At 37.6% G+C, this 21,057-nt stretch carries 24 protein-coding genes; 15 read left to right on the top strand and 9 right to left on the bottom strand.

The annotated features are described in order from the left end of the window. The first annotated feature begins 31 nt into the window (after window positions 1-31). A complete protein-coding gene (locus tag HGD76_RS20135; RefSeq protein ID WP_168696824.1) occupies window positions 32-1,609 on the top strand; it encodes a SpoIID/LytB domain-containing protein in 1,578 nt (525 codons plus the stop codon). Between the two features lie 76 nt (window positions 1,610-1,685). Here the strand turns inward: HGD76_RS20135 and HGD76_RS20130 are convergent, their stop codons facing one another. The 4 genes from HGD76_RS20130 to HGD76_RS25985 form a co-directional block, all read right to left on the bottom strand. Beyond that, on the bottom strand, window positions 1,686-1,979 hold the full coding sequence (locus HGD76_RS20130) for a ferredoxin (protein WP_015079457.1): 294 nt from the start codon (window positions 1,977-1,979) through the stop codon (window positions 1,686-1,688). Window positions 1,980-2,234: 255 nt separating this feature from the next. After that, a complete protein-coding gene (locus HGD76_RS20125) occupies window positions 2,235-3,404 on the bottom strand; it encodes an MFS transporter (RefSeq protein WP_267904380.1) in 1,170 nt (389 codons plus the stop codon). A 276-nt stretch (window positions 3,405-3,680) separates the two neighbouring features. After that, window positions 3,681-4,814: an ISAs1-like element ISAsp2 family transposase gene (locus HGD76_RS20120; RefSeq protein WP_168696823.1), complete on the bottom strand. Its 1,134-nt coding sequence runs from the start codon at window positions 4,812-4,814 to the stop codon at window positions 3,681-3,683. Window positions 4,815-5,167: 353 nt separating this feature from the next. Further along, entirely contained in the window at window positions 5,168-5,296 is a 129-nt protein-coding gene (locus tag HGD76_RS25985; protein ID WP_256370328.1) for a hypothetical protein, read from the bottom strand. A 20-nt stretch (window positions 5,297-5,316) separates the two neighbouring features. On the opposite strand from HGD76_RS25985, the gene HGD76_RS20115 reads away from it, so the two are divergent. Then, window positions 5,317-6,315 (top strand): Gfo/Idh/MocA family protein, encoded by a 999-nt coding sequence (locus tag HGD76_RS20115; protein WP_148766490.1) that lies wholly within the window; start codon window positions 5,317-5,319, stop codon window positions 6,313-6,315. A gap of 11 nt (window positions 6,316-6,326) precedes the next feature. Beyond that, window positions 6,327-7,097: a type I methionyl aminopeptidase gene (gene map, locus HGD76_RS20110; RefSeq protein ID WP_015079452.1), complete on the top strand. Its 771-nt coding sequence runs from the start codon at window positions 6,327-6,329 to the stop codon at window positions 7,095-7,097. 100 nt (window positions 7,098-7,197) lie between these two features. Here map and HGD76_RS20105 read toward each other — a convergent pair whose 3' ends face one another. The 3 genes from HGD76_RS20105 to HGD76_RS20095 all read right to left on the bottom strand — a co-directional run bounded on the left by HGD76_RS20105 (window position 7,198) and on the right by HGD76_RS20095 (window position 10,441). Then, window positions 7,198-7,620, bottom strand: a complete 423-nt coding sequence (locus tag HGD76_RS20105; RefSeq protein WP_148766492.1) for a protease inhibitor I42 family protein — start codon at window positions 7,618-7,620, stop codon at window positions 7,198-7,200. Window positions 7,621-7,707: 87 nt separating this feature from the next. Then, complete coding sequence (locus HGD76_RS20100) at window positions 7,708-8,895, bottom strand: C1 family peptidase (protein WP_168697514.1); 1,188 nt, start codon at window positions 8,893-8,895, stop codon at window positions 7,708-7,710. 232 nt (window positions 8,896-9,127) lie between these two features. Continuing rightward, entirely contained in the window at window positions 9,128-10,441 is a 1,314-nt protein-coding gene (locus HGD76_RS20095; RefSeq protein ID WP_168696822.1) for a pentapeptide repeat-containing protein, read from the bottom strand. Between the two features lie 486 nt (window positions 10,442-10,927). On the opposite strand from HGD76_RS20095, the gene HGD76_RS20090 reads away from it, so the two are divergent. The 4 genes from HGD76_RS20090 to HGD76_RS20075 all read left to right on the top strand — a co-directional run bounded on the left by HGD76_RS20090 (window position 10,928) and on the right by HGD76_RS20075 (window position 14,043). Next, window positions 10,928-11,680 carry a tetratricopeptide repeat protein gene (locus tag HGD76_RS20090; RefSeq protein WP_168696821.1) on the top strand — a complete coding sequence of 251 codons (753 nt, stop codon included), beginning with the start codon at window positions 10,928-10,930 and terminating at the stop codon, window positions 11,678-11,680. Between the two features lie 186 nt (window positions 11,681-11,866). Further along, a complete protein-coding gene (locus tag HGD76_RS20085) occupies window positions 11,867-12,571 on the top strand; it encodes a 16S rRNA (uracil(1498)-N(3))-methyltransferase (protein ID WP_148766500.1) in 705 nt (234 codons plus the stop codon). Further along, a complete protein-coding gene (locus HGD76_RS20080) occupies window positions 12,568-13,179 on the top strand; it encodes a TIGR04282 family arsenosugar biosynthesis glycosyltransferase (protein WP_168696820.1) in 612 nt (203 codons plus the stop codon). Before HGD76_RS20085 ends, HGD76_RS20080 begins: the two co-directional genes overlap by 4 nt. Window positions 13,180-13,278: 99 nt before the next feature. Further along, entirely contained in the window at window positions 13,279-14,043 is a 765-nt protein-coding gene (locus HGD76_RS20075; RefSeq protein WP_168696819.1) for a WecB/TagA/CpsF family glycosyltransferase, read from the top strand. Here the strand turns inward: HGD76_RS20075 and HGD76_RS20070 are convergent. Together HGD76_RS20070 and HGD76_RS20065 are read right to left on the bottom strand one after the other, a co-directional pair. Continuing rightward, on the bottom strand, window positions 14,024-14,794 hold the full coding sequence (locus HGD76_RS20070) for a hypothetical protein (RefSeq protein ID WP_168694556.1): 771 nt from the start codon (window positions 14,792-14,794) through the stop codon (window positions 14,024-14,026). The genes HGD76_RS20075 and HGD76_RS20070 overlap by 20 nt on opposite strands. 230 nt (window positions 14,795-15,024) lie before the next feature. After that, on the bottom strand, window positions 15,025-16,287 hold the full coding sequence (locus HGD76_RS20065) for an HhoA/HhoB/HtrA family serine endopeptidase (RefSeq protein ID WP_407644793.1): 1,263 nt from the start codon (window positions 16,285-16,287) through the stop codon (window positions 15,025-15,027). 229 nt (window positions 16,288-16,516) lie between these two features. On the opposite strand from HGD76_RS20065, the gene dnaA reads away from it, so the two are divergent. The 8 genes from dnaA to HGD76_RS20025 all read left to right on the top strand — a co-directional run bounded on the left by dnaA (window position 16,517) and on the right by HGD76_RS20025 (window position 21,018). Continuing rightward, window positions 16,517-17,893 carry a chromosomal replication initiator protein DnaA gene (gene dnaA / locus HGD76_RS20060; RefSeq protein WP_168696818.1) on the top strand — a complete coding sequence of 459 codons (1,377 nt, stop codon included), beginning with the start codon at window positions 16,517-16,519 and terminating at the stop codon, window positions 17,891-17,893. 285 nt (window positions 17,894-18,178) lie between these two features. Continuing rightward, window positions 18,179-18,628 carry a nucleoside deaminase gene (locus HGD76_RS20055; protein ID WP_148759637.1) on the top strand — a complete coding sequence of 150 codons (450 nt, stop codon included), beginning with the start codon at window positions 18,179-18,181 and terminating at the stop codon, window positions 18,626-18,628. 67 nt (window positions 18,629-18,695) lie between these two features. Continuing rightward, the gene (locus HGD76_RS20050; RefSeq protein ID WP_168653242.1) at window positions 18,696-19,013 is read left to right on the top strand and encodes a hypothetical protein; all 318 of its coding nucleotides are present in this window, start codon (window positions 18,696-18,698) and stop codon (window positions 19,011-19,013) included. Beyond that, window positions 19,010-19,372 (top strand): aspartyl protease, encoded by a 363-nt coding sequence (locus HGD76_RS20045; protein WP_168696817.1) that lies wholly within the window; start codon window positions 19,010-19,012, stop codon window positions 19,370-19,372. Before HGD76_RS20050 ends, HGD76_RS20045 begins: the two co-directional genes overlap by 4 nt. A 135-nt stretch (window positions 19,373-19,507) precedes the next feature. After that, a complete protein-coding gene (locus HGD76_RS20040) occupies window positions 19,508-19,825 on the top strand; it encodes a hypothetical protein (protein ID WP_168696816.1) in 318 nt (105 codons plus the stop codon). Continuing rightward, the gene (locus tag HGD76_RS20035) at window positions 19,822-20,184 is read left to right on the top strand and encodes an aspartyl protease (RefSeq protein WP_168696815.1); all 363 of its coding nucleotides are present in this window, start codon (window positions 19,822-19,824) and stop codon (window positions 20,182-20,184) included. Before HGD76_RS20040 ends, HGD76_RS20035 begins: the two co-directional genes overlap by 4 nt. A gap of 91 nt (window positions 20,185-20,275) precedes the next feature. Continuing rightward, window positions 20,276-20,590 carry a hypothetical protein gene (locus HGD76_RS20030; protein WP_168633118.1) on the top strand — a complete coding sequence of 105 codons (315 nt, stop codon included), beginning with the start codon at window positions 20,276-20,278 and terminating at the stop codon, window positions 20,588-20,590. A gap of 5 nt (window positions 20,591-20,595) precedes the next feature. Further along, window positions 20,596-21,018, top strand: coding sequence for an HNH endonuclease (locus HGD76_RS20025; protein WP_168696814.1), 423 nt, complete (start codon window positions 20,596-20,598; stop codon window positions 21,016-21,018). Window positions 21,019-21,057 lie beyond the last annotated feature (39 nt).

Here is a 21,057-nt window from a genome sequence, read left to right as displayed (position 1 = left end):
GACAGCATAAGGGCAATTAGAATTAGTTTTCATGAAAATATTTATTTGGCCTTCTTCCTACAGATTAATAACAACCTTGTGCCTATTGGGATTGGCTGCCGCATCAGAACCCGTAAGCAACAACCAGGATGTAAAATTGCAAATTGGTATTGTCCAACGATTTGGGGCTAAACCCACAGACAAATTAGAATTAGCACCCACAAAAGGCGATCGCTTAACATTAAAATTTACAGTGGGTACTCAGCAACAAACCCTAGTCACCGACAAACCCATCCAGTTAACAACAGTCATGCAGCCCTTAACCCAAACAGTGGTTCAGGAAGTCTTAGTGCTGGGTGACTTTCGCACTTTTGAAACAGCGGAAGATAACGCTAACCACTGGCGTTCCCTGGGGATAGAAGTGGAAATATCCCAACCAGAACGTTGGCAAGTATGGGCAAAACGGGACGTTTACAGCACTCCCTTAATTCGTCGGTTACTATTAAAAAGTATAGAAACATCCGGTGATAAAAATGCTTACTTGGCAACCAACATTTTATCAAAAGTACCAAAAATTACTTGGGTAGTAAATGGTAAAAATTATAGTCCTAATTATCTAGAAATAACTGCTGGTAAAGACTCAATTAAGGTGAATACAGATGAACAGCCCCAACCAAAGCGTGTTTATCCGGGAAAAATGACCTTGCAGCCCAACGCCTATGGGCATTATACTTTAGTAAATACAGTCCCATTAGAAACTTATGTGCGGGGAGTTTTACCCCATGAAATTGGGATAAATGCGCCAATGGCAGCCCTAGAAGCACAAGCAATTATTGCTCGCACCTATGCCTTGCGAAACCTCCGCAGATTTGCGGTAGATAATTATCAGTTATGTGCTGACACTCACTGTCAAGTTTATCAAGGAATCAGCGGAGTTGCCAAAAATACAGATCAGGCGATCGCCTCGACCAGAGGTCAGGTACTCACTTATAATAACGAAATAGTTGATGCTTTATATTCTTCCACTACAGGTGGTGTTACCGCTAACTTTAGTGATATCTGGAATGGAGAAGATCGTCCCTATTTAAAACCTGTCATAGATGCTGCTAATCAAAATCTTTGGAACTTGTCGAGTCAGAATTTAGCAAATGATCAGAACTTCGAGAAATTTATCAATCTTAAAGCGGGATTTAATGAGAGTAAATGGGATGTATTCCGTTGGCACAGAGAAACGGACATCAATAGAATTACCCAAGACTTGCAGAAATTCTTACATTCCAAAAAAAGCCCCTATAGCAAGTTCAAAAAAATTCAAGCCATGTCTGTGGTTGAACGCAGTTCCAGCGGCCGGATTTTAAAACTGGCTGTGAAAACTGATATTGGGGTTTTCACCTTACAAAAAGACGAGGTTCGCAGTGCCTTTGCAGCCCCTATTAGCACGCTTTTTTACATTCAACCATTGAATAAAGGTCAAACCAATCTGTGGGGATATGCTTTTATTGGTGGTGGTTTAGGACATGGAGTGGGTTTAAGCCAAACAGGCGCTCAGAATTTAGCCAAATTAGGTTGGTCTAGTGCCAAGATTCTGGAGTTCTATTATCCGGGGACTAAAATTAAAGTAAGCAAGTAATTGGGGAATTGGTAAAACTCCTACTCAGTCGCCAATCCCCAATCCCTTGTTTGGACTAAATTCTTGTGACTAAAGTTTAGTAAAGGTCTTCTTCTCTGTGGGTTTCGATGGTGACATCAGAAGTAGGATAAGCAACACAAGTCAATACATATTGAGCTTCGATTTGATCATCATCTAAGAAGGATTGATCAGATTGGTCAACAGTACCAGAAATGATTTTACCTGCACAAGTTGAGCAAGCACCAGCCCGACAAGAGAAGGGTAAGTCAAATTCAGCTTCTTCTGCTGCATCCAAAATATAAGTGTCGTCATCGCAGTCTATAGTCTTAGTACCGTCTGGAGTGATGAGAGTAACTTTGTAAGTAGCCATTTAATTATCCTCTGTTGTGAAATCGGCAGTATAAGTGATTTTTAAGCAGACCTTACAGCTATTCTGATGGGATTAGCCGCTGGTTTAAATTTGCTTCAATTCTGATACTAAGGGAAAAGTTAAAAGTTATAACAGAAAATTGACCCCGATTAGTAATGAAATTTAGTTACTTATTACCAATAAGTTTTTGTTATATGAAATACCCGCTGGGATAGATGTCAAAGTGCATCTTGGGGACATTTTTTGATGACGGCTTTATGAAACCTCTAGTTGGTCAGGAATTGCATCAGGTAGTTCATGTTCTACGCAGCGGAGACGCGGATACAAGTAGGCAATTAATGTTGCGACTAGAGAAAACAGACCCATGATGATAAACATTAAACCCATGCCGCGACCATGACCAACCCCAATAATCTGGCCAATGCTATGGGCTAAAGCTCCATCTTTTGCCATGATTGGTTCAAAAAATTGATCAGCTAATGCTCCACAGGTTAGGTAGGCAAGTGGTAAAAACCCCTGTACAGCAGCACTGCGAAAAGCAAAGACCCTTCCCTGTACTTCTGGTGCTACTTTTTTCTGATAGATGACTTGAATTGACCCATTAATGATGGGAATTGTCAGAAATATCAAGAAATTGGCGATCGTAAATATAACTGTTGAAGCAGTCAATCCAGCTAATACATAGGAGATGCCCAAAAATGCCATAGACACAAATATGGTATTGATCTGGCGTTCTAGTCCGCCCCAAATGCTGATCACGGCACTGCCTAGTAATAGTCCAAAACTAGAAATAGAATAGATAGTCCCCAGAGATTGAGTGGAAGCAAAGGAAAGCACTAAGGGTGTAGTTAAAGCTTCCGCACTACCAATGAGAAAGTTGCTAATGGCAATAAACATGACTAATCCGAGTAGTCCTGGACGTGCCACTAAATATTTCCAGCCAAAGGTGATTTGTTGCCAAAATGAGTTAGTTTCGGCATCGGGATTTTGTGTGGAGGGGAGTTCAGGAAATTTAACTACCAGCAAACAGATCAAGGCCAAGGCTAATGTAGATAAATCAATGATGACAATTCCTGACAATTGTACAGTTGCTAATAAAGCTGCTGCTAATGCGGGGGAGAGAATTTCAGCGATCGCTAATCTGATCTGTGTCATCGAACTAGCACGACCAAGTTGCTCTTTTGGTACAAGTAATGTAGTCGCCGAGGAATAGGCTAGTCCCTGAAAAGCACTGAAACTGGAACTAATCGCACTGACTACACACAGACTCCAAACTTCTAAGTGATTACTGATAAATAACCAAGCAATTAGTAAGGTACATAACCCTGCACAAAAATCACTAATAATCATGATCCAGCGCCGAGGAAAGCGATCGACAATCACACCAGCAATGGGAGAGATCAAAATTGTCGGTAGGGTTGTCAGGGGAAACGCATCTAAATTATCTTGACAGAATACTATATTAGTGCATCAATATGGGAAAATATCTAACTTCATTCAAAATCTGATAAATTCCTTTATTAAAATTATAAAAATTTCATAAATTTAGAGTAATTATTTATTTTTAATGATGGATTTATTTTGTTCAGTTCTATATATTAATATCTATATTTTTTGGCATCAAAAATATAGATTCTATTGTAGAATCAACAGAAAAATAAATTGGTTATATTTATATTTGTCTATATTTTCTGATTTTTATCAGATACATTCTAAAATCTTCTCTAAATATTCATCATCCCATCCTGCACAAAACTGCTTACTTTTAGTTCCTAGTTTTTGGCTTTTTTCTTTTCCTAAAAGATTAACTGCTATATGACGAATAACTGCAAAGTTTTGTGGTGCATTATCCTTTCTTATCCGACAATCATCTTCTCTAAAAGCTACATCTAAAACCCAGTGTAATGAATTCTCTATACCCCAATGAGTGCGGACTGATTCTCCTAGTAATTTCGCATTATTTGTCAAACTACTTATATAATAGCCTGTCTCAACCTTCGTTTTTCCATTAACTTTTCGTATATATTCTACCATTCCTACACTTTGAAGATTTACCCATTTCTTATCAGTATCTATTCTTTCTTCTATGTCTGATAACATGAGATAATGACGAATCTCTTCTCTTCCATGTTTGTCTTCTTTTGTATGAAATTCACTATATTTGAATCCCTCAAACCCTTTAAATATAGCTTCTTTGAAGATTTCTTCTACATTCTTATATAAATTACCTTGATTCTTTTTGAGTGCGATAATATATTCGCCTGATTTTTCTGCAATTGATTTTACTATCTCTTTTTGACACCCCATCGCATCAATCGTTACTAAACATCCGGCTATATCTAATACTTTAATTAATTCCGGTATGGCTGTTATTTCATTTGACTTTTCTTCTACTTTACATTGTCCTAATACTAATTTATTACTAGTTGCCCATGCACTTACCATGTGAATCGCACCTTTATCCTTTCCTTTATCATATGAATGCCTTAATGTTTTCCCATCTATTGCTATGACTTCTCCTTCTGTAATTTTATTGATAGATTTTATCCAACTCAAAAAACAATTCTGAAATTGTTGCGGATCTATTCTCGCAAATACTCTGGCGAATGTATCATGAGATGGAATCCCGTTTGGAAGTTCTAAAAATTGTTTTAGCCATTTTTCTTTCTTTTTTCCATAAGCCTCCATCAATACCCAACTATCTACTCCACAGATCACTGCACAAATCGCAATGGTTACTATATCTATTAATTTATGCCTTTTTGTTCTCTCAACTCTTTTATCTTCTAAATCTTTAAAGTGATCTACTATTGTGATTTTTGGTGGTAGCTTCATTTTGTGAATTTTGTCTCTTTAGTTTTATTGAGAATACCACTTCAACTCATTTTATTGATTCTTATAGAAACGAATTTACCATCAAATTTTCTTCATACTCATTTATTGGCTTGATATTAACATGGTAATACTGCCCTTTTTATCTATTCATAGAAGTTACATTTTGTCAAAAAAAATTAGATGCGTTTCCCCTGTGTAAAACCTATAACAGAACCTAATTATTTACAAACGCGAATTTATGACAAATTCAAAGAAAAATGCTCAAAAAACATAAAAAAATAGCTCTGAAAATTTAAAATCGTTTAATTAATTGTTTATCCTGATTTTTACACGATTTTTAAGCTGTATTATATTTATGGTAATGTTTCCAAAATTACCAAAGAGCCATAATATTTTACATTGATGAAAAATACCCTAGTGGTATTAGATATTTCCTGATGGTGGCTTGTTGATAAAATACCAACGGCATTAAACCGAAACATTGAAAATTGGTGATAAATTCATGGACAATAACGAACTACCTTTATGTACACACAATCTCAGAGTCGGTTTAGTGGGAACAGGCTATGCGGCCAAACTCAGGGCTGAGGCGTTATTACAAGATCCTCGAACTGATTTAATAGCCATAACTGGCAATCCTGAAAGAACAGCGGTTTTAGCCCAGGAATACGCAACTGAAGCCATGAATTCTTGGCAACAGCTAGTAGAACGAGACGATTTAGATATGGTGGTGATCTGCACCATTAATCAAGATCATGGTAAAATTGCTCATGCTGCCCTATCTAGCGGTAAACACGTCATTGTTGAATATCCTTTGTCTGTAGATGTCAAAGAAGCTGAAGAACTGATTGCTTTAGCAAAAACAGTCAACAAGCTTCTGCACGTCGAACACATTGAATTATTGGGTGGTTGGCATCAAACTTTAAAACAATACCTAGACCAAATTGGTGATTTGTTTTATGTTCGCTATAGTACCCTGAATCCCCAGCATCCAGCCCCGCGTAAGTGGACTTATAATCATGGGATGTTTGGCTTTCCCCTAATTGGGGCATTATCTCGGTTACATCGTCTGATTGATTTGTTCGGTGAAGTCTTCACTGTCAATTGTCACCAACGATATTGGCAAACTGAGTCTGATTATTACCAAACCTGTTTATGTTCAGCCCAATTATGCTTTGACAGTGGATTATTGGCACAGGTAATTTATGGTAAGGGGGAAACTTTGTGGCAATCAGAACGCAAATTAGAAGTTCAAGGTGAAAAAGGGGAAATAATTCTCGATGGTGATACCGGAATGTTAGTCTTAGCAGCAGGAACAAAGTTGATTGAAGTGGGAACGCGACGGGGTTTATTTGCCAAAGATACAACTATGGTATTAGACCATCTATTTGATGGTAGTCCCTTATATATCACCCCAGAACAAAGCTTATATGCTCTCAAGGTAGCAGATGCTGCACACAGAGCGGCAACAACTGGATTAACTATATTTTTAAAAGAGTAGATAGAAAATTGATGAAAATCGAAACCATAGTCATTTTATCCCAACGAGAAATCGAAAAAATGCGCCGTGCTGGCAGCTTGGCCGCCAAGTTATTACAACATTTAGAACCTTTGGTTAAACCGGGAGTTAGCACTCTACAATTGAATGATGAAGCGGAAAGATGGACTCAAAAGCATGGAGCAAAAAGCGCTCCTTTAGGTTATAAAGGTTATCCTAAATCTATTTGTACCAGTGTGAATGAGGTGATTTGTCATGGTATTCCCAATGCTAAACAAATTCTCAAGGATGGGGACATTATTAATATAGATGTTACGCCTATTGTTGAAGGTTATCATGGTGATACATCAAAAACATTTCTAGTGGGTAATCCTTCCCCCACAGCCCAAAAGTTAGTAGAGGTAACCCAAGAGTGTTTGCGGTTGGGGATTGCAGAAGTAAAACCAGGGGCAAAAATTGGGGATATTGGGGCAGCAATTCAAGAGTATGCGGAGTCTTTCGGCTTTTCTGTGGTGCGGGATTTTGTGGGACATGGAATCAGTAATATTTTCCATACTGCACCGGATGTTCCCCATTATGGCATCAGAGGTAGAGGCAAGAAACTTAGAGCCGGGATGGTGTTTACTATTGAACCAATGATTAATGAAGGCACTCACGAAGCCGAAATGCTGAATGATGGTTGGACTGCGGTAACAAGCGATCGCTTACTTTCTGCTCAATTCGAGCATACCATAGCTGTCACCGAAGATGGTGTAGAAATTCTGACTTTGCCAGAAAATTTATAGTCAGGAGTCAGGAGTCAGAAAGAAGAAAGAAGAAAGAAGAAAGAAGAAAGAAGAAAGAAGAAAGAAGAAAGAAGGAAGAAGGAGAAAATGCTTTTTATTGTCAACGAATTTGGACGTTAATTTTATAAGTTTTTAACGGTGGAAGATTTCTTTCCCAGGGACGTAAATAGTGAAGTTCTAGCATGGTTGAACCCAAATTTTGGGCTAAAAACCGGAAAACTTGATTTTCAGATGCTCCTGGGGCTTCTGCTTCTATTGGTTTTAATACTGAATCTCCCAAAGATTTGAGTTTATCAGGATCATTTTGAATAATTTGCCAACTATAGCCTATTCCTGGGTTGGTTAACAATTCAACAATCATAATATTACCTTTTTGAATAATAATCTGACTGTTATTGTTAGTATCGTTGACAGTGATTTCTGAGTTAGACATGGGAGGAGTAGCAGCATTACTAACTTGAAAAATAATGGTCAAGGTAGTTAGCAGAGAAATAATCAAAAAGACTCGCTTGGTAAAAGTCATAATTTTAATCTACCTTGTCGAGTGAATTCAAAAAAATCAATTTAGGTTAGATAAAACTTGCGCTTTACCCAACCTAAAATCAAAAAATTATCGAGAGATGTTTTTGGAATTAACTTTAATTAATTCTGGATTGATTTGGAAGATGTTGATTTTTTTCAACAAGTCAGGAGACAATTTATAGAAGTTGCTTCTAGCTTGAGTCCAAGCTGCGCCATAACCGATGCTATTACTGTTATAACCAATCCACATATAACCATTGTCACCCCAACCTGTACCCCAAGAATTTTTGATTAACCAGGCTTGTTTTTGATCATCCCAACCAATGAGGGTGACACCATGATTGATAGGACCTTGTGCTTGTTCGTTAAATACGCCGCTAACATAACCTTGGAAAGCAGGAGTAACTCGGACAGCAACTGTTAAGGGTCCATATTTACACATGGCCAGTTTCATTTCTGCAACTGTGGGAATTCCACCATCAGGTTTAACATATCCCCAGGCTATGGAACGGTAGGGAGTGGCTATGCTGGGGTCGTAGGGATTATTGGTTGCTGTATAGGGTACAGTAGCTTCGGTAGCTGTGCCTTTGCTAATGAGGAAATCAAATGCTTTAGACCACCAACCACCACCACAACTACCTGAACCACCCCAGTTGATAATTTGCTGTTCTGAAGCATCAGCAGCAGTGTTATTACGAATTAGATTACTACCTTCGTAAGCTCCCAAGGTAGCAAATGCCCAACAACTGCCGCAACCTCCTTGGTTCCGAACTGGGGTAACTTTATTGAAAGTCCGCCAATCAAAGGATTTTGCGGAAGCAAAGCAGCCACGAGCTTTAATTAATTGTAATTCAGGGATTACTCCTGGATTAATGCGTTCAAATTTTTCGCGTTCGGCTAAATCAATATTTAAGATTTGTGCAGCAACGGCATTTTGGATATTAGCCTGTGTTGGTAAATCATTAGGTGCTTTGGTGGCGGCTAGTTGCTCCAGTTTATAATCTAAGGCTGTGGTGTAACCTACCTCAAAAGTTAGATTTTTTGACTGGATATCACGGCGTAATTCCAGTATTTGATTTTTAATGATTAAGGGAGCTTTTTGTTCTCGTTCAAGATAAAGGGGATTGATTTTTATTTGAGATAAATTTCTCTCTACAGTTGGAGAAGTGGGAATTCTTATTTGGCGTTGAATTGGTTGAGCAAAAGCTATGTTTTGGAAGATTCCCAAACTCAATAAAGCCGCACTAGATATTTGCAGAAATTTGGAATTTTTCATCAAATTAAATTATCCTCAAACTTATTAGTTAAGGTTTAGTCTGTTTTTTTAAAAGAGTTTTTTTTACCCATTGATGGGTATGGCTGTTGACTTGTGGTTTGTAGATTTAGTTCCAATATTTTTGAATATTAAGAATTGTCAATTTCCTGTTAGATAGGTCAAAGAGAAGCGTCTTAGTATAATTATTTCTTTAAAGATTTAGAAACTTAAAGAATGGTCATTTTCCTAACTCTTATCTTCCTAATTTATTGGGAATTCCTTCACAACCACCGGGAATTGTCCGTCTGGTTTTTTCTCCACACCAGGTACAGCAATAGTAACGGGTAGATTCGGACATTCTTTGAGCATTGGTGAAGTCGGCATTTTCCACAACTGCGCCGGTGTGTTCTCCTGTTTCGTAGTTGGGTGGTTCGGTGCGACTGCGGGGGGATGCCTGTTCAGGTAAACCATAAAATAGGCGCACTCCGTTTAAGTCAGCGTTGGTCAAATTGGCATCATATAAGATTGTGCGGGAAAGGTTGGCTTTGACTAAATCGCAATTGCTGAGATTAGCACGAATGAGGTTGGCTTCACTTAAATCTGTCCAGCGCAAATCATTGTCGGCTAAATCTGCACCTGCTAACATGACACCTAAGTCAATGACGCGCACTCCTTCTAAACGATCTTCGGCATAACCACCACTACCATCTAGAATAGCTCTTCCTAGTCGGCGATCGCGCTGGAGAGGAGAGAGTAATTTGGAACGGGAAAGAAACCGCAGAATTTTGGCTTTACCACTGCCATCTACACTACTAAATATAGCAGCGGTGCGTCCTTCGGCGATCGCTCTTTCTTGCGGCCAGTCTTCTAATAATCCTTCTTCATCTAATACTAAGTCGGAAACTCCTTGAAAGTAGGAGTCTATGGTTTGTTGTTGGGTAATGATATTTTGCTGTACAGTCAGTAGGTTTTGTTGGATAGTTAAGTCTTTGGAAATTACATATTGTCGCCATGCTACATAAACGGCGATAATGGCAATGGCAATTTGTCCCAATGCTCCAAACCATTCTGCTAAAGTACCAGAGGCATCCCAGTTAACTCTTCTTCCCCAACGCAGTAAGCCACTACCTAAATTAGTAAATCTGAATAAGCCAATTATTCCGACTATTACTCCTATTAAACCCACAAATACATTTCTATCTTGAGGTGAAAACCACTCTTGGATCACATTTCGCAACCACGGAAAGAGGATGAACAGTGATAACGCTAAGGTTGCCAAAGTTCCCAAAATGCCCAGAAATGAGTTATTAATGACAATACTAATGATAGTTGTGGCGATCGCCAAACTAGTGAATAATAAAATTCTGGGGGTGATAGCAGTTTGCAGGCTGGAGTTGCTCTCAACCAGAACCGCAGTTCCTTTGATCATATTTGTCTTGAAGGCAGATTGTCCAGATATTTGTTTTTTTTCTAATCCTTCTGTTAGTAATAAGTGATCACTACCACCAGTTTCTAATTCATCTTCTTGATTTATTTCTGAGTTAGATGAGTCAGGTTCAATTGTCATAATTTTTATTTTCCTACCATCGTCTCACTATAAATTTCCACGCCGTAAAAATACTTACATTTACAGTATTATATACTTCTAATACCAAATTAAGATGAAGCTGGATAAAATCAGATTTTTAGAATATTTGACCGCAGATAAACGCAGATAAACGCAGATAAATACCAATGATTATGATTCTGTGTCTCCATTAAGCAACAAGCAGGCAATTTTATCACAGATCGTTTAAAATTTTTGTGTGGGATGATTCTTTTTTAGGGTCAATAACCCAGATTGATCTAGTTCAGCTAAGTTTGTACTTACCAATAATTGATTTATTGACTACGAGTATGGTATTGTATTCATAACTTCTGATGAAAACCTTATCCAAATCTTCATCTTGAGTTTACATAATCAAACAACAATTAAGCACAATTAGTTGATTTTGATACGACTTTTAACTTCCCATCAGTTTTAGGATAATTGTATGATTTTTGTAGGTGCAGTATGGTAATTTGGCGACAATTAATTGCCTCTAGTTTAATCAGTTTTTTGGCGATTGGCTGTAGTGATTTGGCAAATTCTTCACCAGATAATACCAAACAAGTTGTTCAAGAAAGCAATGTCAATCAACTAATTACAGAGGTACAAGATAGTCAAAAAGCAGAAAATTTATTACTACAGGGAAATGGCTTGTTAGATACCCATCGTTATCAAGAAGCTTTAGGGGTATATAATCAGGTGATAGCTATTAAAACCGATAGTGCGGAGACTTGGGTAAATCGCGGCAATGCTTTGATTGCGTTGCAACAGTATCCAGAAGCTGTAGAATCTTATGATAAGGCGATCGCTATTCGCCCAAATAAAGATGAAGCTTGGTACAATCGTGGTAATGCTTTAACGGCTTTACGAAATTACGAAGAAGCTGTAAGATCTTATGATGAAGCGATCGCTATTCACTCTAATAAACATGAGGCTTGGACTAACCGAGGCATTGCTCTGACTAAATTACAACGCTACAAAGAAGCTTTAGCATCTTATAATCAAGCAATTACTATCCAGCCTAATTTGCATCAAGCATATTATAACAAAGCTTGTAATTATGCCTTACAAAATAATCTAGAACTAGCAATTGATAACCTCAAAAAAGCTATTCAATTTGTCCCCAAAAAATATCAAAACTTAGCGAAAACTGACCCGGATTTTGATAAAATTCGGGGTGAACAGCGGTTTCAAGCATTATTACAATTATTACAATAACGAAAATAGTTAACTCTGCGCTATCAAACACCACTTTTACTTCTTCTTCTTCTTCTTCTTCTTCTTCCTGACTCGGTGACTCCTGACTCCTGACTCGGTGACTCCTGACTCGGTGACTCGGTGACTCCTGACTCGGTGACTCGGTGACTCCTGACTCCTGACTCGGTGACTCCTGACTCCTCCCCTATGTCCCAACTTCAACGCATTACTATTCATCCCCAGCAACTTCAAGCCAACCAGCTTTTATTAACACCTCAACAACAACATTATTTGCTGCGGGTATTGCGCTTGCGAGATGGTGATAAATTTATTGTCATGGATGGTATGGGGAAATGGTGGTTAGCGCGGTTACAAGGGGAACAGGGAGAGGTTTTAGAACCGCTGGAGGTAAAAACTGAATTACCTGTGGCTATTACCTTGATGATGGCATTACCAAAGGGAAATGGATTTGATGAAATTGTCAGGTGTTGTACGGAGTTGGGAGTAACTTCTATTGCACCTATTTTGAGCGATCGCACCCTATTAAATCCCAGTCCCCAAAAACTAGAACGCTGGCAGCGCATAGCTTCAGAAGCCGCTGAACAGTCAGAACGGGCTGTTGTTCCCACCATCCTCCAACCCGTAGCTTTCAACACTGCCATAAAAGAAACTACTGCCACTCATCGTTATATCTGTGAAGCCCGTGGGGATTATCCTCATCTACAGCAGGTAATCAATAAAACTGCAAATGAGATAATTATTGCCATTGGACCAGAAGGAGGTTGGACAAATCAAGAACTAGAAATAGCCATAGCATCAGGATTTCAGCCCATTTCCTTGGGTCGTCGGATTCTTCGCGCAGTCACCGCACCCATAGTTGCGATATCTTTAATAGCAGCATATTTTGAATGATCTCCTTAAAACCATCAAAACAACATCTGATTATTTTTACCCGCTACCCAGAACCAGGGAAAACAAAAACCCGGTTAATACCTGCTTTGGGTGATGTTGGTGCTGCTAATTTACAAAAGCAGATGACTGAAGATACTATTTCTCAGGTTAGGGAATTACAAAAAATGTCTAAGACATCTGTAGAAATACGGTTTACGGGTGGCGATTTACAAGTAATGGTAAATTGGTTAGGAAATGATTTACTATATCAATTTCAAGGTGAGGGAGATTTAGGTAAAAGAATGGAGCGATCGCTAATCAATGCGTTTAATCAAAAAGCAGAACGAGTCATCATCATTGGTACAGACTGCCCTGATCTAAACTCGCAAATTTTAATAACCGCTTTCGAGCAATTAGAGGTTTTTAATCTTGTCCTGGGTCCAGCCCTGGACGGTGGTTATTATTTAATTGGATTACAACAACCAATAGCCGAATTATTTATGAATATTTCCTGGGGAACTGCTCAAGTATTCGTAAAAACAGTAGAAATTGCTCAAAAGTTAAATTTATCAATTGGCTATCTGCAATCTTTAGCAGATATTGATCGTCCAGAGGATCTTAATCCCTAAACTGTTTTCCTTGACAAATTATTGTTATTTATTCAGGAAAAAATTTGATACACTAACCTTCTATCAAACATCCGCCTAAAGTCTGATTTTCAAGAAACTATGTTTAAATTCCCTCAAGTATTTCCCGTATTAGGTTTACCAGTGCATATAATGAGTAATTATCCAAACTGGTTATTAGATTGCTTAAAAGCAGGTCAAGGGACTCATGTAGTCACCCTCAATGCCGAAATGACTATGCAAGCAGAGCGCAATCTCCCATTAGCAAAAATCATTAAAAATGCTGAATTAGTTATTCCCGACGGCGCAGGAGTAGCTCTCTATTTACAATATTTATTAGGACAAAAAGTGCAACGGTTTCCCGGAATTGAATTAGCAGAAAACCTTTTACAAATAATAGGTCAAGAACAAACATCTGCTTCAATATTTTTCTATGGAGGCGCACCAGGAATAGCCGAAAAAGCAGCAGATTTATGGCAAAAACAACTTCCAACTCTCAAAATATCTGGCATACATTCTGGTTATCATTCCCCAGCAGAAGAACAACAGTTATTGCAAACTCTGACTCAACTACAGCCACAAGTAATATTTGTTGGTTTGGGAGTACCACGTCAAGAATTATGGATTGCTGAACACCGTCATTTGTGTCCTCACTCGATTTGGGTAGGTGTTGGTGGTAGTTTTGATATTTGGTCAGGAAGAAAAACTCGCGCTCCCCGTTGGTTAGCAAACAATAATTTAGAATGGCTATATAGACTATATCAAGAACCTTGGCGGTGGCAACGAATGTTAGCCTTACCAGAGTTCGTTTACAAATCCTTGATTTATCGTTGGACTAGGAAAGATGTTAATCGTTGGGAGTTCTGAGTTCAACAGCAATACGAAAACAGTTCACAACGAAGAACGACAAACTCAACCGCGGCGATCTACTTTTTGGACTGTAATTACCTTTGTATGGCGATGGATCAAAAGTGATTTTTGCAAATTTGGCTAAAAGTCCACACACCATACACAAGCGTTGACGGGTTCTAGTATCTGGTTTTGTAGATAAGATTGCTTGTCTACAAATTTCTGCATCTAAAATTTTACCGACCGGTAAAATTTTAAAAACAGTTTGATATTCTACTTGCCAAGTTGTCTCAGTTTTAAAATTTCTTTCTCTCCTATTGAAATAATCTTTCTCGAAATCTAATATCAAACTGCCGATAGTTTTCACGTTATCAGGGATAACGATGTAATCAGCCCAATCAAAAGTTTTTGCATCAAGTCGAATACTTAATTTTTTAGCCTCACGTTCCGAAATTTTTACTCCTTCATTATTAGCTGATGTAATACTAATTTTCTGTTGATAGGGTTTGCTTTTACTAGATGAAGGTTTTGGGGGTAATGTGGCTCTGAGATACAATTTACTCCCAATCTGCTCAATAGTTACCCCAAAACAATTTGCTTTTAATCTGCCGTTGGCTTCTCTAATTCGTTGGTTAATGTCTCCCATAAATAATAGGTCAATTTGTCTAACTTCTGCGGTAATATCTTTGCTGGTTTCTACTTCTCCATAAGGTGTTAATAGTTCTGTTAGATATTGTTTTGCAAATTGATCATGTATAAAGCGAGTCATGTGATTTTAATTCCTGTTTCCATCCTGTTCATCCTTTAATTCTGGATAAGTAGGTTAGCATTAAAAATTGTCGTTATGGCACTAGGCAAGAGGCAATACTTCGACTTCGCTCAGTAACCAGAGGCAAAAGGCAAGAGTGAAGAGGGTTTGGGCGATTTTACTTTTCTTTACACAGATTGGTTTTATTGTGTTCACCTACTTATCCTGATTCTGAGAGTTTCTAAGGAATTTTATTCCTTGTTAATTGGTAAAGGTGCAGGTTTAACTAAAAATTGAGAAACTTTACCATTACGATCTACTTGCACTTGGAGAGGAATACCAATTTTACTATTTTCTACTAATTTTTGGACTTCATCAACTTTCAAAACTGGTTGATTATTAATACTCTTTATAACATCTCCTGGACGCAATCCAGAAACCGCTGCTGGTGAATTAGCAACAATCCTGATTAAGAGGATTCCTTCATTTGCAGATAAATTTATTTTATCGCCAAATCTGGCAATAATTTTTTCCTTAACTTCAGGTGTGAGTGTGACCATTTGTATGCCTAAATAGGGATGATCAACTCTACCTTTAGCAATTATTTCCTCAGCAATTTTTTGGGCAGTATTAATAGGAATAGCAAATCCTAAACCTTGAGCGCCTTGAATAATTGCTGTATTCATCCCAATGACTTCACCACGGTAATTTAGTAATGGTCCACCGGAGTTCCCAGGATTAATTGCTGCATCTGTTTGCAGATAATCAACACGCTTATCACTTGCACCGATATCACTACTAGAACGATCTGTGGCGCTGATAATTCCAGAGGTGACAGTATTATTTAAACCCAAGGGATTACCAATAGCGATAACGGCTTCTCCTGGTTGCAAAGTATCCGACTTACCTAAAGCTAGGGTGGGTAAGTTATTAGCTTCAATTTGAATTACAGCCACATCTGTTACGGCATCTTCACCTAATACCTTACCTTTAAAAGTCCGGCCATCTTTGAGAGTAACTGTAACTAAATCAGCGCCGTCGACAACGTGGGAATTAGTTAAAATTTGCCCAGATGAATTGATGATAAATCCCGAACCGCTACCTCTTTCTACTCTTTCTCTTTGTTGAGAAGGGATTCTATTGCCAAAAAAGCCGCGAAAAAAGGGATCAGAAAATTCGTCTGGTGCTTGAGTGGTAACGGTTCTCGTTGAATCAATGCGAACAACTGCACCTCCTACTTTTTGTACGACTTTGACAACAAAGTTAGGATCTCCAGAAGCGGAAAAAATCGCGGGAGGAGCAATTTCTGTGGTGGGTGTAGTAGTTTTTTGTGATTGAGCATGACTAGGTTCTATTTCTGAGGTGATTTTCTTGAGACTGGTACAACCTCCCAGCATGAAAACTGCTACACCACAGACTGCAATCCATTTTTTCCCTTTATTTTCCAAGTTTTGGCGTAAAAATCTAGTATTAATATTTCTAGCTGCTAGGTTATAATTATTGATCTTCATCATGTGATTATTGCTCCGTATTCGTTAGTAGTGCTAGGATACTGGCTACCCCTGGTTTTTATCAGGATAATTATATAGCCTCCTATTTGATTTATGTATCTTTAGAGTAGTTCAGATTCCCGACTTCTTTTTTTGGCTTGTAAATAAATTATGAATTGAAATCAGAAGTTGAGGATCTTATTGTATGTGATTACAAATTAGGAATTAGGAATTACGGATAAAGGTGGCGTTAATGGAAATTCCCATAGATGGTTTGTGGAATCATGTATTAGAGCGTTTACAGTTAGAGTTAGCTCCTCCTACCTTTGAAACTTGGATTAAGACAGCTAAAGCACAGCAGCTAGAAAACAACTGTTTGGTAATATATGCTCCTAATCCTTTTGCTCGCAATTGGCTGCAAAAATATTACATTCATACTATTGCTAATGTAGTCCAAGATATTGTGGGTTATCCCATCGAAATTTATATTACTGTAGTTGAAGATGAGGAAGTTTCTCATTTGGGTAAACAGGAACTAGGGGGGAAATTACCAGCAATAAATCATATTTTGGCAAATGCTCCGATAAATACGCAAAAGACTTCAGATTTAAATTCTAAATATGTTTTTTCGCGGTTTGTGGTCGGCGCTAACAATCGCATGGCTCATGCTGCTTCTTTAGCTGTAGCCGAATATCCGGGGAGGGAATTTAATCCGTTATTTTTATGTGGTGGTGTGGGTTTGGGGAAAACTCACTTAATGCAAGCTATTGGTAATTATCGCTGGGAAATCTCTCCTAATTCTAAGATATTTTATGTGTCTACGGAGCAGTTTACAAATGATTTAATTACTGCTATTCGTCAAGATAGTATGCAAACCTTCCGCGAACATTATCGGGCTGCTGATATGTTGTTAGTTGATGATATTCAATTTTTGGAGGGGAAGGAATATACTCAAGAGGAATTTTTTCATACTTTTAATACTTTACATGAGGCAGGTAAGCAAGTTGTAATTGCTTCAGATCGTCCTCCTAATCAAATTCCCAGTTTACAAGAACGGTTGTGTTCCCGGTTTTCTATGGGGCTAATTGCGGATATTCAAACGCCTGATTTAGAAACCAGAATGGCGATTTTGCAGAAAAAAGCTGAATATGAAAATATTCGTTTACCACGGGAGGTAGTTGAATATATTGCTTCTAATTGTACTTCTAATATCCGTGAGTTGGAAGGGGCATTAATTCGGGCTTTGGCTTATATTTCTATTTGGGGTTTACCTATGACTGTGGAAAATCTTGCTCCCATTCTCGGAACTCCTAGCCAGAAAATAGCCACAACTCCAGAGATAATCTTAAATATAGTCGCTGATGCTTTAAATGTTTCTATTGAGGACTTAAAAAGTAATTCCCGTCGTCGGGAAATTAGTTGGGCTAGACAAATCGGAATGTATTTAATGCGACAACTTACAAATTTGAGTTTACCCAAAATAGGGGAGGAGTTTGGTGGTAAAGATCATACGACGGTGATGTATAGTTGTGAAAAGATTACCCAGTTACAAGAAAGTGATCAGAGTTTAGTTCAAACTTTACACCAATTGAGCGATCGCATTCAAATGGCGACTCGTTCCCTAAAATAGAATTAATTTTCTGGATGTTTTCCACAACCAAGAAACTAATTTATCAAATTCAAATCTCTCTTATTCAGTCCGAATTTTAAGAAAAATATAATAAATGATTAATTTTTATTTAAAATTGCGGTAAAAATCCAATTTTCTGCCGAAAAGCTGTGGAAAACTTTAATTTATTATTTATGAGTTTCATGGAGTATCATTATTTTGTAAAAATTGAGGATGGGTTTTCCACAGTTTTTCCACAGGGAAGCATCAATAATACTTATCTTTTTAGATCAGGAGCATTGACAAATGGACGAATTTATGAATGCGGCAATTTTGGAAGCTCAACAAGGTAGACAAGAAGGGGGAATTCCCATTGGTTCTGTGCTGGTTAAGGATGGTAAAATTGTCGGACGCGGACACAATAAGCGCGTGCAAGACGGTGATCCTGTGACTCATGCGGAAATTGATTGCCTCCGCAATGCAGGGAGAATTGGTAACTACAGAGGTACAATACTTTACTCTACATTAATGCCTTGTTATTTGTGTGCTGGTGCTGTGGTGCAATTTGGCATTAAAAAAGTTATTGCTGGAGAATCAAAGACTTTTTCGGGTGCGAAGGAGTTTATGGTATCCCACGGTGTGGAAGTAGTGGATTTAAATTTAGATGAATGTGAACAAATGATGAGTGATTTTATTACGACTAACCCGGAACTTTGGGATGAAGATATTGGTTGCGATTCGTTGTTAGTTGAATAACGGTAATCAGTCTGTACATACAAGCATAATTCAAGTTAAAATAATAAATAGAGTTCAAATTAAAAATATGACTCACATCACATCAAAAAAAGTGGTAAGAAGAGGAAGAATTTTTCCTGAATTGATTATAGCGCCAGAAGAATTAGCTAGACGAGAAGCGGAAGATGAAATATTTTATCAACGTTGTCGGGCAATTTTTAATCGTGTCCGTTCTGAATATATCGAAAGTCACTATGGTTGGTATATTGCCATAGAACCCAATAGTGGAGAATACTTTCTTGATCAAGATAATATTCAAGCTCATAAAAAAGTCCTTCAAAAATATCCAAAGGCTAAAAATTATGTGTTTTGCTTAAATGAAACAGGAACGACTGGGAGAATATGATTCAGGGAAATTTTGGTAGTGAGGGGCAGCTATTTTTTGAGATTGATTTGATTACTGCTGATGGGTTAAATCTACCTGTAGATGCGATGTTAGATACAGGATTTACCAAGTTTATGGCAATTAATACTCAAGATTTGGATGGACTGGATTGGGTTTTTCTTGGTAATGAACCTATGCAAACAGCACAAGGTGAATCAAGGTTTAATATTTATTTAGGTAGGGTAATATTGGATGGTAAGGAGTATGAAATTCCTGTTCATGTGGGGGATAATATTACAGAAGTTTTATTAGGTTCTGAATGGTTGAAGTTTTTGCGTTTGGTGGTGGATTTTCCAGAAAGTATTTTGACTTTGGGATAATTTTTTATTTCGCGCAAAGTCGCAAAGGAAGAATTGCAAGAACAAAGGTTTTTGTAATGTTACCTATTGTCATGGTAATACTTGCAATTAAGCACAATTTAAGTTAAAATAATAACTAGAGTTCAAGTTAAAAATATGACTCACATCACATCAAAAAAAGTGGTAAGAAGAGGAAGAATTTTTCCGGAATTGATTATAGCACCAGAAGAATTAGCTAGACGAGAAGCGGAAGATGAAATATTTTATCAACGTTGTCGGGCAATTTTTGAGCGTGTCCGTCCTCAATATATCGAAAGTCACTATGGTTGGTATATTTCCATAGAACCCAATAGTGGGGAATATTTAATTGATCAGGATAGAATGCAATCTCATAAAAGAATGTTGGAAAAATATCCTCAAGCTAGACACTTCGTTTTTTGTTTGAATGAAACGGGGACAACTGGCACAATATGATAGAGGGTTACTTTGGAGAAAATGGGCAATTATTTTTTGAGATTGAATTAGTTACTAATGATGGCTTGAATCTTGCTGTAGATGCCCTATTCGATAGTGGTTTTGCAGGTTTCATGGCTATTAATACACAAGATTTAGATGGTTTAGAATGGTTGTATAGTGGGGAGGAAATGTTACGGACTGCTAAAGGTGAATCAAAATTTCAGATTTATTTAGGTCAAGTGATATTAGACGGAAAGCAGTATCAAATTCCTGTGAATGTGGGTAAAGGAATTAATGAAATTTTATTGGGTTCTGAGTGGTTGAAGTTGTTGCGTTTGGTGGTGGATTTTCCAGAAGGTATTTTGACTTTGGGATAATTTTTTATTTCGCGCAAAGTCGCAAAGGAGCAGAGACGCAAAGAAAGAGAAGTGTTATAAAATATATATAGGTCAAATACCAGGATAAATTATGCCTACTCAAATTAATGCTCCTCCTGCTATTGATTATGCACCTCTGGAATTACAAGGGGAATTAATTGCTATGCAAGAATTAACAATTGAGGAATTATTAACTATTGCTCAAAGTCAAATTCCAGAAAGTCAGCAAGAATTACATTTTCAACTGTTAGAAAAAAATCAAAATAATCAATTAAGTGAATCTGATAGGTTATTGTTGAAATCGTTGCGGGTGAGTGCTGATTATTTAATGTTAAAAAAAGCTTATGCCTATGCACTTTTAAAGTGGCGAGGGTTTTCTCTTCCAGATTTTGAGCAATTAGTATAATACCAGTGTCATCTATTTCTAAATCTCTTCGTCAACAAGTTATTAATGAGGCTGGTTATAGATGTGAATATTGTCGCACTTCTAGCCGGTTAACAGGTATGCCTTTAGTTATGGATCATATTTTGCCTAGTTCATTGGGGGGAAATGATGAGCGAGAAAATTTAGCTGCTTGTTGTTATCGTTGTAATGAGTTTAAAGGAGCGAAAATAACAGCTAATGATCCTGTAACGAATGAATCTATATCTTTGTTTAATCCTCGTCTACAAAGATGGTTAGATCATTTTCAATGGGCAAATGGTGGTACTCATATTATTGGGATAACTGCTATTGGCAGAGGTACGGTTTTAGCTTTACGATTAAATAATGAAGATGTTGTCCAAGCTAGGGCTATTTGGATTAGTTTAAGTTGGCATCCTCCTAATGATTAATGATGGGGATTTTTGGGGTTTTTGTGTCATGCAAAGACG

It is taken from the genome of Dolichospermum flos-aquae CCAP 1403/13F (genome assembly GCF_012516395.1).
Taxonomy (GTDB): domain Bacteria; phylum Cyanobacteriota; class Cyanobacteriia; order Cyanobacteriales; family Nostocaceae; genus Dolichospermum; species Dolichospermum lemmermannii.
The sequence above is the reverse complement of the archived record's forward strand: the minus strand, read 5'-3'. Positions and strand labels throughout refer to the sequence as shown.

Bases quoted from the DNA above. Each gene is read 5' to 3' on its own strand.
- HGD76_RS20030 (WP_168633118.1), top strand. From the start codon at position 20,276: ATGCCTACTCAAATTAATGCTCCTCCTGCTATTGATTATGCACCTCTG.
- HGD76_RS20135 (WP_168696824.1), top strand. From the start codon at position 32: ATGAAAATATTTATTTGGCCTTCTTCCTACAGATTAATAACAACCTTG.
- HGD76_RS20050 (WP_168653242.1), top strand. From the start codon at position 18,696: ATGACTCACATCACATCAAAAAAAGTGGTAAGAAGAGGAAGAATTTTT.
- HGD76_RS20090 (WP_168696821.1), top strand. From the start codon at position 10,928: ATGGTAATTTGGCGACAATTAATTGCCTCTAGTTTAATCAGTTTTTTG.
- map (WP_015079452.1), top strand. From the start codon at position 6,327: ATGAAAATCGAAACCATAGTCATTTTATCCCAACGAGAAATCGAAAAA.
- HGD76_RS25985 (WP_256370328.1), bottom strand. From the start codon at position 5,296: ATGTTTCGGTTTAATGCCGTTGGTATTTTATCAACAAGCCACCATCAG.
- HGD76_RS20080 (WP_168696820.1), top strand. From the start codon at position 12,568: ATGATCTCCTTAAAACCATCAAAACAACATCTGATTATTTTTACCCGC.
- HGD76_RS20055 (WP_148759637.1), top strand. From the start codon at position 18,179: ATGGACGAATTTATGAATGCGGCAATTTTGGAAGCTCAACAAGGTAGA.
- HGD76_RS20115 (WP_148766490.1), top strand. From the start codon at position 5,317: ATGGACAATAACGAACTACCTTTATGTACACACAATCTCAGAGTCGGT.
- HGD76_RS20040 (WP_168696816.1), top strand. From the start codon at position 19,508: ATGACTCACATCACATCAAAAAAAGTGGTAAGAAGAGGAAGAATTTTT.
- HGD76_RS20070 (WP_168694556.1), bottom strand. From the start codon at position 14,794: ATGACTCGCTTTATACATGATCAATTTGCAAAACAATATCTAACAGAA.
- HGD76_RS20120 (WP_168696823.1), bottom strand. From the start codon at position 4,814: ATGAAGCTACCACCAAAAATCACAATAGTAGATCACTTTAAAGATTTA.
- HGD76_RS20105 (WP_148766492.1), bottom strand. From the start codon at position 7,620: ATGACTTTTACCAAGCGAGTCTTTTTGATTATTTCTCTGCTAACTACC.
- HGD76_RS20095 (WP_168696822.1), bottom strand. From the start codon at position 10,441: ATGACAATTGAACCTGACTCATCTAACTCAGAAATAAATCAAGAAGAT.
- HGD76_RS20065 (WP_407644793.1), bottom strand. From the start codon at position 16,287: ATGATGAAGATCAATAATTATAACCTAGCAGCTAGAAATATTAATACT.
- HGD76_RS20045 (WP_168696817.1), top strand. From the start codon at position 19,010: ATGATTCAGGGAAATTTTGGTAGTGAGGGGCAGCTATTTTTTGAGATT.
- HGD76_RS20130 (WP_015079457.1), bottom strand. From the start codon at position 1,979: ATGGCTACTTACAAAGTTACTCTCATCACTCCAGACGGTACTAAGACT.
- HGD76_RS20100 (WP_168697514.1), bottom strand. From the start codon at position 8,895: ATGAAAAATTCCAAATTTCTGCAAATATCTAGTGCGGCTTTATTGAGT.
- dnaA (WP_168696818.1), top strand. From the start codon at position 16,517: ATGGAAATTCCCATAGATGGTTTGTGGAATCATGTATTAGAGCGTTTA.
- HGD76_RS20075 (WP_168696819.1), top strand. From the start codon at position 13,279: ATGTTTAAATTCCCTCAAGTATTTCCCGTATTAGGTTTACCAGTGCAT.
- HGD76_RS20035 (WP_168696815.1), top strand. From the start codon at position 19,822: ATGATAGAGGGTTACTTTGGAGAAAATGGGCAATTATTTTTTGAGATT.
- HGD76_RS20085 (WP_148766500.1), top strand. From the start codon at position 11,867: ATGTCCCAACTTCAACGCATTACTATTCATCCCCAGCAACTTCAAGCC.